We start from the raw sequence: 14,706 nt of genomic DNA, 5'->3' as shown, positions 1-14,706 counted from the left end.
ATGTATCGCAGACCTTCTCCCTCTCCCCTTGTGGGAGAAGGTGGATCGGCGCGTTAGCGCCGAGACGGATGAGGGGTGTTCCAGCTTGGCGATAAGGTTGAAATCGCCGCCGCCTCATTCCTTCCAGTACCCCTCATCCGACCTCGCTTCGCGAGGCCACCTTCTTCCACAAGGGGAGAAGGGAAAGCCGGCACCCATCTCCGCAGGAATCGGGTGGCCGATGCACATCCTTCGCTCCACTTTGACGGCAAGCAAGGAGGCACACCCATGACCATCCATTCCCTCAACACCAGGCGCGCCGGCCGCTCCGCCGAATCCCGCGTCGCAGCACAAGATTGGCGCGCGCTGGTCTCTGACCTGAACGCCCGTGGCTGCGCGGTCATGCCCGGCCTGCTGTCGGCGGAAGAATGCACCGACATCGCCGCGCTTTACCCGCATGAAGAGCATTTCCGGAGCCACGTCGTGATGGCGCGCCACGGCTTCGGCAGGGGCGAATATCGGTATTTCAAATATCCGCTGCCGGACCTGATCGAGGGCCTGCGCACCACGCTCTATCCGCGACTCGCCACGGCCGCCAATGACTGGAACGAGAAGATGGGTGTTGCCCAGCGCTATCCGGCCGAGCACGCCGCCTTCCTGAAACGCTGCCACGATGAGGACCAGGTGAAGCCGACGCCGCTTCTGCTGCAATACGGCCCCGGCGACTTCAACTGCCTGCACCAGGATCTCTATGGCGAGCTCGCCTTTCCGCTGCAGGTGGCGATCCTCTTATCCGAGCCCGGCGAGGATTTCACCGGCGGCGAGTTCGTGCTCACCGAACAGCGCCCGCGCATGCAAAGCCGCGCCGAAGTGGTGCCATTGAGGCGCGGTGACGCGGTGATTTTCGCCGTGCACAACCGGCCGGTGCAAGGCACCAAGGGATATTACCGGGTGAATTTGCGACACGGCGTGAGCCGCTTGCGTTCGGGGCAGCGGCATACGGTCGGCATCATCTTCCACGACGCGAAGTGAGTAGGCAGTAGGCAGTAGGCAGTAGGTTACGTCGAGGCCGAGAAGCGAAGAGGGGTTCCTTTATCCCGCGCATTCGCTTATTGGCCCTACTCCCTACTCCCTACTCCCTACTCCCTACGAGCCCATGATCCGTCTCGAAAATATCGGCAAGCAGAACGGCCGACAGATCGTCTTCATCGAAGCTTCCGCCGCCTTGCAGAAGGGCGAGAAGATCGGGCTCGTCGGCCCGAACGGCGCCGGCAAGACGACCCTGTTCCGCATGATCATTGGCCAGGAGCAGCCCGACGAGGGCCAGGTCTCCGTCGATCGCGGCGTCACCATCGGCTATTTCAGCCAGGATGTCGGCGACATGGACGGCTTGAGCGCCGTCGCCGAGGTCATGGAGGGCGCCGGGCCGGTCAGCGCGGTCGCCGCCGAGATGCGCGAGCTCGAGCACGCGATGGGCGATCCAGAGCGCGCCGACGACATGGATCAGATCATCGAGCGCTACGGCGAGTTGCAGCACCGCTTCGAGGAACTTGACGGCTATGCGCTCGACGGCCGGGCGCGCGAGGTGCTGGACGGCCTCGGCTTCAGCCAGGAGATGATGGACGGCGACGTTTCAAAACTTTCCGGCGGCTGGAAGATGCGCGTCGCGCTTGCCCGCATCCTGTTGATGCGGCCCGATGTCATGCTGCTCGACGAGCCGTCGAACCATCTCGACCTCGAAAGCCTGATCTGGCTGGAGAAATTCCTCAAGGATTACGACGGCGCGCTGCTGATGACCTCGCACGACCGCGAGTTCATGAACCGCATCGTCACCAAGATCATCGAGATCGATGCAGGCGCGCTGACCTCCTATTCCGGCAACTACGAATTCTACCAGGAGCAGCGCGCGCTGGCCGACAAGCAGTTGCAGGCGCAGTTCGAGCGCCAGCAGGCGATGCTGGCCAAGGAGATTGCCTTCATCGAGCGTTTCAAGGCGCGTGCTTCCCATGCGGCCCAGGTGCAGAGCCGGGTGAAGAAGCTCGACAAGATCGACCGCGTCGAACCGCCGAAGCGCCGCCAGACAGTGACTTTCGAATTCCAGCCGGCGCCGCGCTGCGGCGAGGACGTGGCGACGCTGAAGGGCATCCACAAGGCCTATGGCAGCCGCAATATCTATTCGGGCCTCGACTTCCATATCCGCCGCCGCGAGCGCTGGTGCGTGATGGGCGTCAACGGCGCCGGAAAGTCGACGCTTCTGAAGCTGGTCGCCGGCGCCTCCGAGCCGGACGAGGGCTCCGTCGCGCGCGGCCCGAGCGTCAAGATGGGCTATTTCGCCCAGCACGCCATGGAGCTGCTCGATGGCGAGCGCACCGTCTTCCAGACGCTGGAGGACTCGTTTCCGCAGGCAGGCCAGGCGCCGCTGCGCGCTTTGGCCGGCTGCTTCGGTTTTTCCGGCGACGAGATCGAGAAGAAGTGCCGCGTGCTCTCGGGCGGCGAGAAGGCCCGGCTGGTGATGGCGCTGATGCTGTTCGATCCACCTAACCTGCTGGTGCTCGACGAGCCGACCAACCACCTCGACATAACCACCAAGCAGATGCTGATCGAGGCGCTGTCGCAATATGAAGGCACGATGCTATTCGTCTCGCACGACCGCCATTTCCTGGCGGCGCTGTCGAACCGCGTGCTGGAGCTGACGCCCGACGGCATCCACACTTATGGCGGCGGCTACACCGAATATGTCGCCCGCACCGGCCAGGAAGCGCCGGGGCTGAGAGGGTAGGGCGAGACCCTACGCAATGGGCGGCGGCGCATTCCCCCTATCGGGCGAGCGCCGGCGCTTACCCCCTCGCCAGCCCGCGATCGATCAGCCGCGCAAGCCGCGCCGAGAACGCCTTGGCGTCGGCCGGCTTGTCGCCGTCGAGCACCCGCGCTTCGTCATAGAGCAGATGCGCGGCGTCTTCCTTGAACGCCTTCTCGTCGTCGCCGAGCTTTGCCAGCGCCTCCACGCGCTCGTGGCGCGGGTTGATCTCGAGGATCGGCTTGGCCGCCTTGTCGAGCCGGCCGGCGGCGTTGAGCAGGCGCTCGAACTGGCGGTCCGGGCCATGCTCGGGCGCGACAAGACAGACGGCGCTTTCCGTCAGCCGGTCGGAGGCTTTCACATCCGACACCTCCTCGCCAAGCGTCGTCTTCACGAAAGCCAGGAAGGCGGCGATATCCGACGACGTCTCCGCGTCGGGCTTCGCCGCATCTTCGGGCAGCGCGATATCGGCGAGCTCTGCCGCGCCCTGCGTCACCGACTTGAACGGCTTGCCGTCGAATTCCGGCGCCATTGTCACCCAGAAGCTGTCGACGGGATCGGTGAGGAGCAGCACCTCGATGCCGCGTGCGCGAAAACCTTCGAGCTGTGGCGAGGCTTCGAGACGGGCGCGATCGTCACCGGCCATGAAGAAGATCGCTTTCTGACCTTCCTTCATCGCTGCGACATAGTCGGCAAGGCTGCGCCAGCCTTCGCCTGAGGTCGTCGAACGGAAGCGGGCAAGCTTCAGCAGCTGCTCGCGTCGCTCGTAGTCCTCATAGAGACCTTCCTTGAGGACGACGCCGAAATTTTCCCAGATTTTGGCGTAGGCTCCGGCATCGTTTTCGGCCGTCTTGGCGAGGTCGCCGAGAATGCGGCTGGTCACGCCCTTGCGGATCGCTGCGAGCAGGGGGCTTTCCTGGATCATCTCGCGCGAGACATTGAGCGGCAGGTCAGCGGAATCGACCAGGCCGCGCACGAAGCGCAGGTAGCGCGGCAGCAGATCGGCATCGTCCGTAATGAAGACGCGCCGCACATAGAGCTTCATGCGGCCCTTGCGGTCCTGGTCGAACAGGTCGAACGGCCGCGATCCCGGCACGAAGGCGAGCACGCTGTACTCCTGCCGTCCCTCGGCGCGGAAATGGATCGTGGAAGCCGGCTCGTCATACTGGCCGGCGATGCTGCGGTAGAAGTCGGTATATTCCTCCGGCTTGATGTCGCTCTTTTGCCGCACCCACAGCGCCGCGCCGTCGGCGATGTCGCGCGGTTCGGCGCCGGGCTTTTCGACAAATGTGATCGGCACCGGCACATGCCCGGACTGCGACTTCGCCAAGCCCTCGAGCCGATAGGGCGTGGTGTAGGACGAGGCGTCCTCCATCAGATGCAGCACCACGCGCGTGCCGCGCTTGGGTGCTGCCTCGAGCGGCGCCGGCGCGATCTCGTAGGTGCCCTTGCCGTCGGACGACCAGCGGAAGGCCTCGTCGCTGCCGGCCTGGCGGCTGATGACGTCGACCCGGTCGGCGACCATGAAGGCGGAGTAGAAGCCGACGCCGAACTGGCCGATGAGCTGCGTGTCTTCCGCCGCCTTGCCGGCCTCGACGCGCTCCAGGAAGGCACGCGTGCCGGAGCGCGCGATCGTGCCAAGCGCCTCCGTCATCTCGTCGCGGCTCATGCCGATGCCGTTGTCCTCGACGGACAGTTCCCTGTTGTCGGGATTGGCGGCAATCGTGATGCGCGGCTTGGCATCGTCGCCCAGCAACTCGGGCCGGCTCACCGCCTCGAAGCGCAGCCTCTCGCAGGCATCCGCCGCATTGGAGATCAGCTCGCGCAGGAAAACGTCCCGGTCCGAATAGACCGAGTGCACCATCATGTGCAGCAGCCGCGAGACGTCCGCCTCGAATGTCCTGGTTTCCGTGGTCTTGGTGTCAGTCGTCATTCAGAATTCCTGCGCTCGTTGCGTCGTCCGCCGCGCCAGCACGCGCCGGGCTTCAAATCTTCAGCCATTGTCGCTTGTGGATGCGCTCCCTGCCAGCGCCGCAGGCGCCAGCGAAACCATGTCCGGCGCCAGGATATCGTGGCGGCGGGCGAAAGCAACAAGGGTTGCCCGCACCGTTTTCGCGTCGATCTCGCCGGCAATGCCGGCTTTGCAGGAATTGAGCGCGATCGCATGCGCGCTGCTCCTGCTCGCGGCCGGCCAATCCTACAGCAGGGCATAGGCTTCCATCACGGTTTCGAGCCGGACCGGCAAACCCATTCCGACAAGAATGGTAACAGGGTCTTCAAAGCGGTCGTGGTTCATGGTCAGAACCCTCATTCAGGTGCATGCTCATGGCGCCCGGACGAAGGCCAGTCGTCCCGGCCAGCACATGTCGGCGCGGGTAGGGCGGTTGCAGGACGACGCCGCGCGGCCGCGGCTGGCCTATGCCGTTGAACGCCTGCACAACCACCGGGCCTGCCGGCGTGTGCATCGCTGAATTCTGCCGGTTAAGGCGCGGCGGGGGCAGCACCTTGTGTGCCTTGGCGAGGGCCTCGATCCAGGCGGCGACCGCCAGTGGCACCGGCGCGCGCCCCTCGAGCCAGTGCGTCACGTCGTTTCTGGGCCAGCCGAGCTCCTCGGCGACGTCGGCAGCTTCCCATCGCAAGATTTTCAGGCATTCGCGCAATCGTCCTGCAATCATGGCAATCCTCGTCCGTTCGCAGTCACATGGGCCCCGCCCTGGAGGCGGGGCCCGATCTTCGCTAGCCGCCCCCGGATGTTTCGGTGGCCGACACGTGCTGTGCGGCAAGGAACATCAGCGTCGAGGCGACGGTCCGCCGGTTCCATCCGACGGATTCGGCGGTGTCGAGCAAGCCTGCCAGCAGCGGCTTCAATGCGCTTCGACATTCGGCTTCATAAGCGAGGAATTCGCTTGCCGGGCGCGTCGGCGCCGGGATCGAGCCATTGCCGCTCATCATATCCATAAAGGCCTCCCATCGTGCGTTTCGAAACGCCCGCTGCCGTTGCCGGAAGCGGGCTCCCGTCGGCGTCTCAGAAGTCCATGCCGGCGCCGGCCGGCATAGCCGGAGCGGTTTCCTTCTTCGGCTTCTCGGCCACCATGGCCTCGGTGGTGACGAGCAGTCCGGCAACCGAGGCCGCATCCTGCAGCGCGGTGCGCACGACCTTGGCGGGATCGATGACGCCCTGTTTATAGAGGTCGCCATATTCGCCGGTCTGGGCGTTCCAGCCATAGGCGAATTCGGTCTTCTCGCGCAGCTTGCCGACGATGATCGAACCTTCCGACCCGCTGTTCTCGGCGATCTGGCGCACTGGAGCCTCGATCGCGCGCCGCACGATGTCGACGCCGTATCTCTGGTCCGGGTTGTCGACAGCGACCGCGTCGAGCGCCTTGGCCATCCTGAGCAGGGCAACGCCGCCGCCGGGCAGGATACCTTCCTCGACCGCGGCGCGCGTGGCATGCAGCGCGTCGTCGACGCGGTCCTTCTTCTCCTTGACCTCGACTTCCGTCGCGCCGCCGACGCGGATCACGGCAACGCCGCCGGCGAGCTTGGCCAGCCGCTCCTGCAGCTTCTCGCGATCATAGTCGGAGGTGGTCTCCTCGATCTGCGCCTTGATTTGCGTGATGCGGCCCTGGATCTCCTCCTTCTTGCCGGCGCCGTCGACGATGGTGGTGTTCTCCTTCTCGATCGCGACCTTCTTGGCGCGGCCGAGCATCTCCAGCGTGACGTTCTCCAGCTTAATGCCGAGATCCTCGCTGATGGCCGTGCCGCCGGTCAGGATGGCGATGTCCTCCAGCATGGCCTTGCGCCGGTCGCCGAAGCCCGGAGCCTTGACGGCGGCGACCTTCAGCCCGCCGCGCAGCTTGTTGACCACCAGCGTGGCCAGAGCCTCGCCCTCGACATCCTCGGCGATGATCAGCAGCGGCTTGCCGGACTGCACCACGGCCTCCAGCACCGGCAGCAAGGCCTGAAGATTGCCGAGCTTCTTCTCGTGGATCAGCACATAGGGCTCTTCGAGCTCGACGCGCATCTTGTCCTGGTTGGTGATGAAGTAGGGTGAGAGATAGCCGCGGTCGAACTGCATGCCTTCCACGACTTCCAGCTCGGTCTCGGCGGTCTTGGCCTCCTCGACGGTGATGACGCCTTCGTTGCCGACTTTTTCCATGGCCTCGGCCAGGAAGCGGCCGATCTCGGCATCGCCATTGGCCGAGATGGTGCCGACCTGTGCGATCTCGTCGTTGCTGGTGATCTTGCGGGCGTTGACCTTGAGTTCGGCGACGACGGCATCCACCGCCTTGTCGATACCGCGCTTGAGATCCATCGGGTTCATGCCTGACGCAACGGCCTTGGCCCCTTCGCGAACGATCGCCTGGGCAAGCACGGTGGCCGTGGTGGTGCCGTCGCCGGCGAGGTCGCTGGTCTTCGAAGCGACTTCGCGAACCATCTGGGCGCCCATGTTCTCGAACTTGTCCTCAAGCTCGATCTCCTTGGCGACGGTGACGCCGTCCTTGGTGATGCGCGGGGCGCCGAACGACTTGTCGATGACGACGTTGCGGCCCTTCGGACCGAGCGTCACCTTCACCGCGTCGGCGAGGATATTGACGCCCCGCAGCATGCGCTCGCGGGCGTCGGAATGGAATTTGACTTCCTTGGCAGCCATTGGATCACTCCTTGTTTAGGCAGCTTTCATTGACTGGGTTGCGGTTCGATCGAAGCCCCGGTCAGGCGGCCTTCTTCAGCGTCTCGGCCTGCTCGATCACACCCATCACGTCGCTTTCCTTCATGATGAGCAGGTCCTCGCCGTTGAGCTTGATCTCGGTGCCGGACCACTTGCCGAACAGGATGCGGTCGCCGACCTTCACGTCGAGGGGCGCGAGCTTGCCGCTATCGTCGCGGGCGCCTGGCCCGACCGCGATGACTTCGCCTTCCTGCGGCTTTTCCTTGGCCGTGTCGGGGATGATGATGCCGCCGGCCGTCTTCTCTTCGGCCTCGATGCGGCGCACGAGCACGCGGTCATGCAATGGACGGAACGTCATATCGTTCTCCTTCAGGACAAACAAATTGCGAACGGTTCCTCCGCTCCGGACCGGCAGGACCGGAGCGGGGCTCGCGCGACCCTTTCGGGCATCGCGCGCATGTCGAGCTAATTTTGCCTTCTTCTACTTTCAAGGGGGTACCGCAAATTTTTTGGCACTCTCGACCGTTGAGTGCTAGCGCGCTGAAAACATGCGGTAAATTGGACCGCTGCGATAACGGAGAGGCTTGAATTCGCGATTGAGTTGAACAAGATTATCGGCGCCCGGCAGCGCCGGGACCGCTGAGAAATTGGAACCCGAAGCAAGGAGTTTTTGGAGACGGAGGACAGAAATGGACCGACAGACGCTTTCGCCGATCATTCCTTCCCTAGCTCCCGAACTATCAGACCTTTCGCTCGACCGGCTGCTGTCGCCGGCCAGCCATTTTCAGCACCCGCGGGATGTGCTGGAGGACGGCTCGCTCGACATATGGGAAAAGCGGGCGATCCTTTCGAGCTGGGCCTCGGACGCCTGCGCCGTGGAATCGATGCCGGCACTGCGCCAGCCGCTGGGCACCGAGCGGCCGGTCTCCTTCGACGACATCATGGATGCGCTGCGCCGGCTTGATGCGCTGGCCCCGCCGCCCACCGGCCCTGCCGATGATGACCACCGGCAGCTGGTCGACCGGCTGAGCGCGTGAGGGCCCGAAGGCGATGGCGGTCAGCAGGGAATTCCGCTTGCAGATGAATGGCTATGGCTTGACCACTGCCGAGATCCATTATCATCTGCCCGACCATCCCAGCCTGCTCCAGCTTTACGTCTGGCAGGACTATGATCTTGCCCCGGATTTCCCGGCGCTGAGGGGCTTTCTGGGTTTTTGGGAGCGCGAGCTGGCTGGCGCCTTGCATTCTGTCCGTGTCGCCCACCATCGGCTCATCAGGGCATCGGAATGGCGGGCCGTCGACGGGATCATCGCGATCCATTGAAGATCAGCTCCCCGAGGCGGTCGTGGTTGTGCGGCCGCCTTCAATTCACGATTTGCCTGCCTGCATGCAGACGAAGGGGCTGACTTTCACGATCTTGAAGGCGGCTTCGGAGCGGGACCTTGACGTGCCCGTGTTGAATTCCCAGATCGATTACGCCGGTGCTTGAGAGAGACCGGCAAGGTCAAGGGGCGCCGCTTCCTTGGCGCCCCTCGTATCTATGTTGCTCAATGGAGGATGTAGCTATGAGAACCACGTTTGACTTCAGTCCCCTGTTCCGGTCGAGCATCGGCTTCGATCGAATGCTGAACGCTCTCGAGACGGCGAGCCGGATCGAGACCGTCGATAATTGGCCACCCTACGACATCGCCAAGACCGCGGAAGACGACTACCGCATCAACATGGCGGTGGCTGGGTTCTCGCTGGACGAACTGGCCATTACCCAGGAGCAGAACATGCTCATGGTCTCTGGCCAGAAAGCCGGCGAGGATAAGGGTGAGTACCTGCATCGTGGCATCGCCGGCCGTGCATTCCAGCGCCGCTTCGAGCTTGCCGACCACGTCAAGGTCGTTGGCGCCAGCTTGGCCAATGGGCTGCTGACGATCGATCTGAAGCGCGAAATCCCAGAAGAGATGAAACCGCGGCGGATCGAGATCGCAGCCGACAAGGCAACGCTCAAAGGCACGACAAAGAAGATCGAAGCCGAGAAGCACGCCGCCTGAGGGCTTCTTGTGAGCGCATCCGCGCTATGCGCCGGCCACTGCCCGGCGCGTAGGAGCTTTTCGAGCCGATGAACAGAAAGGAGCAAACCATGAGTGTCCGTGATCTGATCCCCTGGGGCCGGAGCAACGGCAACCAGCTTCCAAGCATATTCCGCGACGGTGAGCGCGATCCGTTCCTGTCGCTGCATCGCGAGGTGAACCGCCTGTTTGACGACGTTTTCCGCGGCTTCGACAGCCGGTTGCCGTCTTTTGGCGGGGTCTCCGCCCTCGGCGCCGGTTGGCCGAGCGTCGAGATCTCCAACGGCGAGAAGGAGATCAAGGTGATGGCCGAGGTGCCAGGCCTCGAACAGAAAGACATCGAGGTCCTGCTCGACGACGGCGTGCTGACGCTGAGAGGCGAGAAGCGCTCCGAGACGGAGGACAAGGGTAGGCAGTTCTCCGAGCGCTATTACGGCCGCTTCGAGCGCCGCATCCCGGTCGGCTACGAGGTCAAGGAAGACGAGGTGGATGCCCGCTTCAAAAACGGCGTGCTGACCGTCACCTTGCCGAAGAGCGAGAAGGCCCAGTCGCAGGTCAAGCGTATCGACATCAAGAGTTGATGCATCGACGCGGGAGGTTGGCCGATCCGCCTCCCGCGCCAACTCCCATAGAGCCACGGCAACCCGATGCTCGCGCAAGCAACTCCACTCGATCGATCATGGGCGGCCGAGGAAGAGAAAATTTATACGGCGGGAGCTTCTTTTTCCGTCCAGAAGTCTTCGCATCGCTCATGTGAATGATGACAAGCAGCTCGCTGTCTTTCCCTTCTGCTGCGCATGCTTTCAGCACCTACCCGGAGAGAAAACTAACATATGTTAGGAACGGAAGAGGGCTCACCTAGCGCGGATCCGCATCAGATTGGGACCGGCGATAACCTTAATTTTGGTTTCCTTTGCACAGGCTTCCCGAACGGAAGGTAACGCGATAGATTAGTAATTCGTTAAGTACGCCCGGGGGCGAGCGTAAAAGGTGTGTCGTCGAGCGTAAGGGATGTGCAGTGATGAATTTCAAGTCTCTGATCAAACGGGCCGAGGACGTCGATAAGGAATTTCAGGAACTCCAATCGGATCTGGCCGAGGCGTTCGAGGACGTTCTCAAAGATGACGAACAACCGCCGTCGGAAGACGACGCCGTCGCCGGCCGGGAACTGGTGGCAAGCGACGAGAATCCGCCGGCCGAAGAGCCGTCCGACGCAACGGCATCGCGGCTGACGCCGCATACCCAGACGCGGCTCGCCGCCCTGGAGGCCGTCACCGGGCTTTTCCGGGACGGGCAGGGTCATCTGCAGGAGATCGAGGCAAAGCTGGCGGAGATCGCCACTGCGCATCACATGACGCGCGAAGTCCTCAACGTCTTCCATCGCGACGTGTTGCGCTCCAACGAGCTGGAGCTGGCAAACCTCGCTCTCACCGCCGAACACAAGACGTTGTCGGAACAATTGCTCGACGCCGCCCGCCGGCAGCGCGAACGCGACGGCGCGGCCGAAGCGTGGCAGCAGCGAGAGGCGAGCCTCGTCCAGGACCGGGAACAGCTGCGCTCGGCCCTTGCGGCGGTGCGCCTGGAGCTGGTGGAGATGGGCAATGAGACCGCCAGGCGCGAGACGGAGTTCGGCGAGATCGTCAAAGCCCTGACGGCCAAGACCGTCGAAGTCGACAGGCGCGGCGCCGAGAACAAGCTGCTGCGCGAAAAGCAGGTCGGCCTTTCTGTCGATCTGGAGCAGGCGCAAAAGCGCGAGGCGGAGGCCCGGCACAAGTTCGACGAGTTCGCGGCAACCCACGCCAGCGAAACCGCCCATATCGCCGAGCTGATGGCTCAAATCGGCAACCACGAAAAGGAAGAAACCCGGCTGCAGAAAGCCCTCGAGGCAGCGCAGGCCAGGCTTGCCGAAACAACCGAGGCGGCGCGGATTGCCGAGAGCGACAGCACCGCCGAATTGGCACGCAGCCAGGCGGAAATGCGCGGTTTGCGTGCAGAGATCCAGGAACTGCAGTCGCGTTTGGACAAGGTCTCGACCGACAATGGCGAAGCCACGGCCGAGATCACCAGGCTAAAGGCGCAGCTGAACGACGCCGTCACCGAACGCCAGATTGCGGAGAAAAGGCTCGCCGTTCTCAAGGACGAGAGCGAAGCCGACAAGAAGAACCTGTCCGAGGTCAGCACCAATTTCTCACGGCTTTCGCTGCAGCAGGCGTCGGAGCAGATCCAGCTCGATATCCAGAAGCAGGAATGCGAGGATTTGCACGCCGAAGTCGAAGCGCTCAACGCCCGCATTCGGGAGTTGCTGCCTTACGAGCGCCTGCATCGGGTGACCGACGCAAGATCGCGCAAGGATGCTGCGCCTCAAACCAACGGGATCATCGCGGAAGCGGCGCGCCCCGTCGCGCGGCGTGTTTCTCGGCGCAACATGCGGGCGAACGGAGGCTGAGGGTTTCGAGCGGCTCGGCTTCGACAGCGCCGGCCCGCTCTATCTCCGTGGTTTGAAGCCGTTCCACTTCGAGAGCCGCTGCGCTTTCCTGGAATTGCCCTGGCGGACTATTTCCCAGCCATGTCGTCGGCAAGGTCCTGCGCCTGCTTGAGCAGCGCCGGGAAGGACGGGTCGCCGGGCAGGCGCTGGGCCATGCAGGCGCGGTAGTCGGCATCACCCTTTTCCCAGGCGGCGTTGGCGGGATCGGAGGCCTGCGGATCGTCCTGGTCCGAGCCCTGATCGGCCTGCTGGGCTTTCTGCGCGGCGGCGTCGGCGGCTGCCCAGATTGAATCGCAAGCCGCGATCTTCGGCACGGCGGGCGAGGCGGGTGCCTCGGCGATCAGCACGCGGTCGCCTTTCACGACTGCCACGACGAGGTGCTGATCATAGATCGGTCCCACATCCTGGGTCCAGCCGCCGAGCCGCGCGACCACCGCATCGGCGCCGTCGGGCTTTTTCAGCGAAAAGTCGAGCGTGCCCGAGAATGCCGCGTCGCTGCCGATGGCCTGGGTGTAGAAACTGTCGAGCTTCAACGCCGCGCCGATGTCGGCGGGCAGCTTGAAATCCGCTTCCGCCTCGCTCGATTTGGACTTGAGCCAGCGCTCGGTCAACCCGCGCGTCGAGGCGACGATGCTTGGGCCGTCGTCGCTCTGCGCATATCGCAGCCCGTCCAGCATGCCGTAGCCGATATCGGAGGCGTTGAGGCTTTGAACATTGATGGTGCCGGTCGCCGGGAAATCCTTGACGGAAAGCGGCCCGAGAATGGCGGCGAGGCGCTGCTGGAGGTCGGCCAGCGCCTTCTCGTTCTGGGCATCGATGGTTTCGATCGCCGTATTGGCGCTTTCCTGCGCGGTGATATCGGCGATCGCCTTGTCGCGCGCGGCGATATAATCGTCTTCCGGCGAGGCGGCATATGCCGCGCTGCCCGCCAGCGCAATGAGAAGCGTCAAGACCAACCGCATGCTGCAACCCCAATTAGCGATCAAAGCCCTTGGGAGCCATCGCCCGACTTGGCGGCTTTTGCGTGGCGGAAATCATGGAGAGCCAAATCTTTATTCCGCCTTGAGCTTCTCCACCTCGGCCTTCCTCAGCAAGAACCGCTGGATCTTGCCGCTCGGTGTCTTCGGCAGTTCGCTGACGAACTCGACCTCGCGCGGATAGGAGTGCGCCGAAAGCCGCTGCTTCACATGCTGGGCGAGTTCCTCGGCCAGCGCCTCGCTGCCCTTGAAGGCGGGCGCCAGCACCACGAACGCCTTGACGATCTCGGTGCGCTGCGGATCGGGCACGCCGACGACCGCCGCCTCGTTGACCGCCGGATGCTCGATCAGCGCGCTTTCGACATCGAACGGTCCGATGCGGTAGCCGGACGAGGTGATGACGTCGTCGGCCCGGCCGATGAAGGAGACCGAGCCGTCCGGCTCGTATTCCACCGTGTCGCCGGTGCGGTAGTAGCCGCCGGCGATCGCCGGCGTATCCGCCTGGTGGTAGCCGTAGAACCAGCGCAGCGGCGATCTGGCGATATCGACCGCCAGCACGCCAGGCTGGTTGGGGCCGAGCTCGTTGCCTGCCTCGTCCAGCACCACCATGCGGTAGCCGGGCATGGCAAAGCCGGCCGAGCCGGCGCGGACCGTATGCGCCAGACCATGATGATTGTTGACCATCATGCCGTTCTCGGTCTGGCCGTAATGATCGTGGATCGGCGCTGCAAGATGCGCGTCGAACCAGCGGATCACCTCCGGATTGAGCGGCTCGCCGGCGCTGCTCACCACGCGCAGCCTGCCCTTGACGCGGGCGGCCGCCTCGGGCCCTTCCGCCATCAGCAGGCGATAGGCTGTCGGCGAGCCGGCCAGGCTGGTGACGCCCAGACGCTCGATGAGGTCGTAGGTCGATTTGGCGTTGAAGGCGCCTTCGTAGAAGGTGGTGGCGATGCCGAGCTGCAAAGGCCCGGTGATGGCGTAGTAGAGCCCATAGGCCCAGCCGGGATCGGCGATGTTCCAGAAGATGTCGTCGGGCCGAAGCCCGATCGCGTCACGCATATAGGCGCCGAAGGCCAGCAGTGCGCTGAGCGGCACCGGCACGCCCTTTGGGTGCCCGGTCGTGCCGGAGGTCGACATCATCATGAACAGGTCGGTGCCCTTGCGCATGACCGGTTGGCAGTCGGGGGAGGCAGCCGCGAGCGCCGCGCGGAAATCGACGTCGCCGGCGGGCAGCGTGTCGCCGGGCCCAAGAATGGTGGCGATGCGCGGATGGTTTTCCACCTCGTCGAGCTTGGCGCGGTTTGCGGGGTTGGTCACCACCAGCTTCGCCTTGCTGTAGCTCAGGCGATGCTCGATAGCCTTCGGCCCGAAAGCGGTGAACAGCGGCTGGTAGACCGCGCCGACCCGCCATGTGCCGAGGATCAGCGCCACCAGTTCAGGGATGCGCGGCAGCATGCCGGCGACGACGTCGCCGGGACCGACGCCGAGACTTTTGAGCAAGGTGGCGACGCGGCCCGCCATGTCGGCCAGATCGTCGAAGGAGTATTCGCGCAATTCACCGGCAGCCGAGATCGCGCGCAGCGCCAGCCGGTTGTCGCCGGTATAGCGGCCGCAGCATTCGACATAGGCGTTGATGCCGGTCGCCGGATCGCCATGAAGGCGCGCGATCTCGTCCTCGATGCGGAATTGCGCAACGGCATCCTCATAGCGCGGCAGCGCCTGCGTCTTGGTCATGA

The 14,706-nt window shown here is 64.0% G+C and carries 14 protein-coding genes and 1 pseudogene; 7 read left to right on the top strand and 8 right to left on the bottom strand.

What is annotated here, in order from left to right:
* The first annotated feature begins 267 nt into the window (after nucleotides 1-267).
* Together FJ980_RS25580 and FJ980_RS25575 are read left to right on the top strand one after the other, a co-directional pair.
* Nucleotides 268-1,011, top strand: a complete 744-nt coding sequence (locus FJ980_RS25580) for a 2OG-Fe(II) oxygenase (protein WP_140546478.1) — start codon at nucleotides 268-270, stop codon at nucleotides 1,009-1,011.
* A 124-nt stretch (nucleotides 1,012-1,135) separates the two neighbouring features.
* Nucleotides 1,136-2,758, top strand: coding sequence for an ABC-F family ATP-binding cassette domain-containing protein (locus tag FJ980_RS25575; protein ID WP_140546477.1), 1,623 nt, complete (start codon nucleotides 1,136-1,138; stop codon nucleotides 2,756-2,758).
* Between the two features lie 58 nt (nucleotides 2,759-2,816).
* Here FJ980_RS25575 and htpG read toward each other — a convergent pair whose 3' ends face one another.
* The 6 genes and pseudogenes from htpG to groES form a co-directional block, all read right to left on the bottom strand.
* Complete coding sequence (htpG, locus tag FJ980_RS25570) at nucleotides 2,817-4,709, bottom strand: molecular chaperone HtpG (protein WP_140546476.1); 1,893 nt, start codon at nucleotides 4,707-4,709, stop codon at nucleotides 2,817-2,819.
* Between the two features lie 60 nt (nucleotides 4,710-4,769).
* A pseudogene (locus FJ980_RS35975) lies at nucleotides 4,770-4,961 on the bottom strand (DUF982 domain-containing protein); the annotation flags it as partial.
* 91 nt (nucleotides 4,962-5,052) lie between these two features.
* Nucleotides 5,053-5,451: a helix-turn-helix transcriptional regulator gene (locus tag FJ980_RS25560; RefSeq protein ID WP_140546475.1), complete on the bottom strand. Its 399-nt coding sequence runs from the start codon at nucleotides 5,449-5,451 to the stop codon at nucleotides 5,053-5,055.
* A gap of 61 nt (nucleotides 5,452-5,512) precedes the next feature.
* Nucleotides 5,513-5,734: a hypothetical protein gene (locus tag FJ980_RS25555; RefSeq protein WP_140546474.1), complete on the bottom strand. Its 222-nt coding sequence runs from the start codon at nucleotides 5,732-5,734 to the stop codon at nucleotides 5,513-5,515.
* 67 nt (nucleotides 5,735-5,801) lie between these two features.
* The gene (gene groL / locus FJ980_RS25550; protein ID WP_140546473.1) at nucleotides 5,802-7,430 is read right to left on the bottom strand and encodes a chaperonin GroEL; all 1,629 of its coding nucleotides are present in this window, start codon (nucleotides 7,428-7,430) and stop codon (nucleotides 5,802-5,804) included.
* 61 nt (nucleotides 7,431-7,491) lie between these two features.
* Nucleotides 7,492-7,806: a co-chaperone GroES gene (gene groES, locus FJ980_RS25545; protein WP_140546472.1), complete on the bottom strand. Its 315-nt coding sequence runs from the start codon at nucleotides 7,804-7,806 to the stop codon at nucleotides 7,492-7,494.
* A 331-nt stretch (nucleotides 7,807-8,137) separates the two neighbouring features.
* Between groES and FJ980_RS25540 the strand changes: the two genes are divergently transcribed.
* The 5 genes from FJ980_RS25540 (at nucleotide 8,138) to FJ980_RS25520 (ending at nucleotide 11,954) form a co-directional block, all read left to right on the top strand.
* Complete coding sequence (locus FJ980_RS25540; RefSeq protein ID WP_246676552.1) at nucleotides 8,138-8,485, top strand: hypothetical protein; 348 nt, start codon at nucleotides 8,138-8,140, stop codon at nucleotides 8,483-8,485.
* A gap of 13 nt (nucleotides 8,486-8,498) precedes the next feature.
* Nucleotides 8,499-8,771: a protein usg gene (locus FJ980_RS25535; RefSeq protein ID WP_140546471.1), complete on the top strand. Its 273-nt coding sequence runs from the start codon at nucleotides 8,499-8,501 to the stop codon at nucleotides 8,769-8,771.
* A 242-nt stretch (nucleotides 8,772-9,013) separates the two neighbouring features.
* Nucleotides 9,014-9,490, top strand: coding sequence for an Hsp20 family protein (locus tag FJ980_RS25530; RefSeq protein WP_140546479.1), 477 nt, complete (start codon nucleotides 9,014-9,016; stop codon nucleotides 9,488-9,490).
* Nucleotides 9,491-9,579: 89 nt separating this feature from the next.
* Nucleotides 9,580-10,089: an Hsp20/alpha crystallin family protein gene (locus FJ980_RS25525; RefSeq protein ID WP_140546470.1), complete on the top strand. Its 510-nt coding sequence runs from the start codon at nucleotides 9,580-9,582 to the stop codon at nucleotides 10,087-10,089.
* Between the two features lie 440 nt (nucleotides 10,090-10,529).
* The gene (locus FJ980_RS25520) at nucleotides 10,530-11,954 is read left to right on the top strand and encodes a hypothetical protein (protein WP_140546469.1); all 1,425 of its coding nucleotides are present in this window, start codon (nucleotides 10,530-10,532) and stop codon (nucleotides 11,952-11,954) included.
* Nucleotides 11,955-12,061: 107 nt separating this feature from the next.
* Here FJ980_RS25520 and FJ980_RS25515 read toward each other — a convergent pair whose 3' ends face one another.
* Complete coding sequence (locus tag FJ980_RS25515) at nucleotides 12,062-12,955, bottom strand: hypothetical protein (RefSeq protein ID WP_140546468.1); 894 nt, start codon at nucleotides 12,953-12,955, stop codon at nucleotides 12,062-12,064.
* A gap of 90 nt (nucleotides 12,956-13,045) precedes the next feature.
* Nucleotides 13,046-14,704 carry an acyl-CoA synthetase gene (locus tag FJ980_RS25510; RefSeq protein ID WP_140546467.1) on the bottom strand — a complete coding sequence of 553 codons (1,659 nt, stop codon included), beginning with the start codon at nucleotides 14,702-14,704 and terminating at the stop codon, nucleotides 13,046-13,048.
* Between the last annotated feature and the right edge of the window lie 2 nt (nucleotides 14,705-14,706).

This window comes from Mesorhizobium sp. B1-1-5, from assembly GCF_006443065.1.
In the GTDB taxonomy this organism is placed as follows: domain Bacteria; phylum Pseudomonadota; class Alphaproteobacteria; order Rhizobiales; family Rhizobiaceae; genus Mesorhizobium.
Note: the sequence above shows the minus strand (reverse complement) of the source record. Positions and strands in the feature narration are given on the sequence as shown.

Excerpts from the sequence above, each read along its gene's own strand:
- FJ980_RS25580 (WP_140546478.1), top strand. The coding sequence starts at position 268 with ATGACCATCCATTCCCTCAACACCAGGCGCGCCGGCCGCTCCGCCGAA.
- FJ980_RS25575 (WP_140546477.1), top strand. The coding sequence starts at position 1,136 with ATGATCCGTCTCGAAAATATCGGCAAGCAGAACGGCCGACAGATCGTC.
- htpG (WP_140546476.1), bottom strand. The coding sequence starts at position 4,709 with ATGACGACTGACACCAAGACCACGGAAACCAGGACATTCGAGGCGGAC.
- FJ980_RS25560 (WP_140546475.1), bottom strand. The coding sequence starts at position 5,451 with ATGATTGCAGGACGATTGCGCGAATGCCTGAAAATCTTGCGATGGGAA.
- FJ980_RS25555 (WP_140546474.1), bottom strand. The coding sequence starts at position 5,734 with ATGGATATGATGAGCGGCAATGGCTCGATCCCGGCGCCGACGCGCCCG.
- groL (WP_140546473.1), bottom strand. The coding sequence starts at position 7,430 with ATGGCTGCCAAGGAAGTCAAATTCCATTCCGACGCCCGCGAGCGCATG.
- groES (WP_140546472.1), bottom strand. The coding sequence starts at position 7,806 with ATGACGTTCCGTCCATTGCATGACCGCGTGCTCGTGCGCCGCATCGAG.
- FJ980_RS25540 (WP_246676552.1), top strand. The coding sequence starts at position 8,138 with ATGGACCGACAGACGCTTTCGCCGATCATTCCTTCCCTAGCTCCCGAA.
- FJ980_RS25535 (WP_140546471.1), top strand. The coding sequence starts at position 8,499 with ATGGCGGTCAGCAGGGAATTCCGCTTGCAGATGAATGGCTATGGCTTG.
- FJ980_RS25530 (WP_140546479.1), top strand. The coding sequence starts at position 9,014 with ATGAGAACCACGTTTGACTTCAGTCCCCTGTTCCGGTCGAGCATCGGC.
- FJ980_RS25525 (WP_140546470.1), top strand. The coding sequence starts at position 9,580 with ATGAGTGTCCGTGATCTGATCCCCTGGGGCCGGAGCAACGGCAACCAG.
- FJ980_RS25520 (WP_140546469.1), top strand. The coding sequence starts at position 10,530 with ATGAATTTCAAGTCTCTGATCAAACGGGCCGAGGACGTCGATAAGGAA.
- FJ980_RS25515 (WP_140546468.1), bottom strand. The coding sequence starts at position 12,955 with ATGCGGTTGGTCTTGACGCTTCTCATTGCGCTGGCGGGCAGCGCGGCA.
- FJ980_RS25510 (WP_140546467.1), bottom strand. The coding sequence starts at position 14,704 with ATGACCAAGACGCAGGCGCTGCCGCGCTATGAGGATGCCGTTGCGCAA.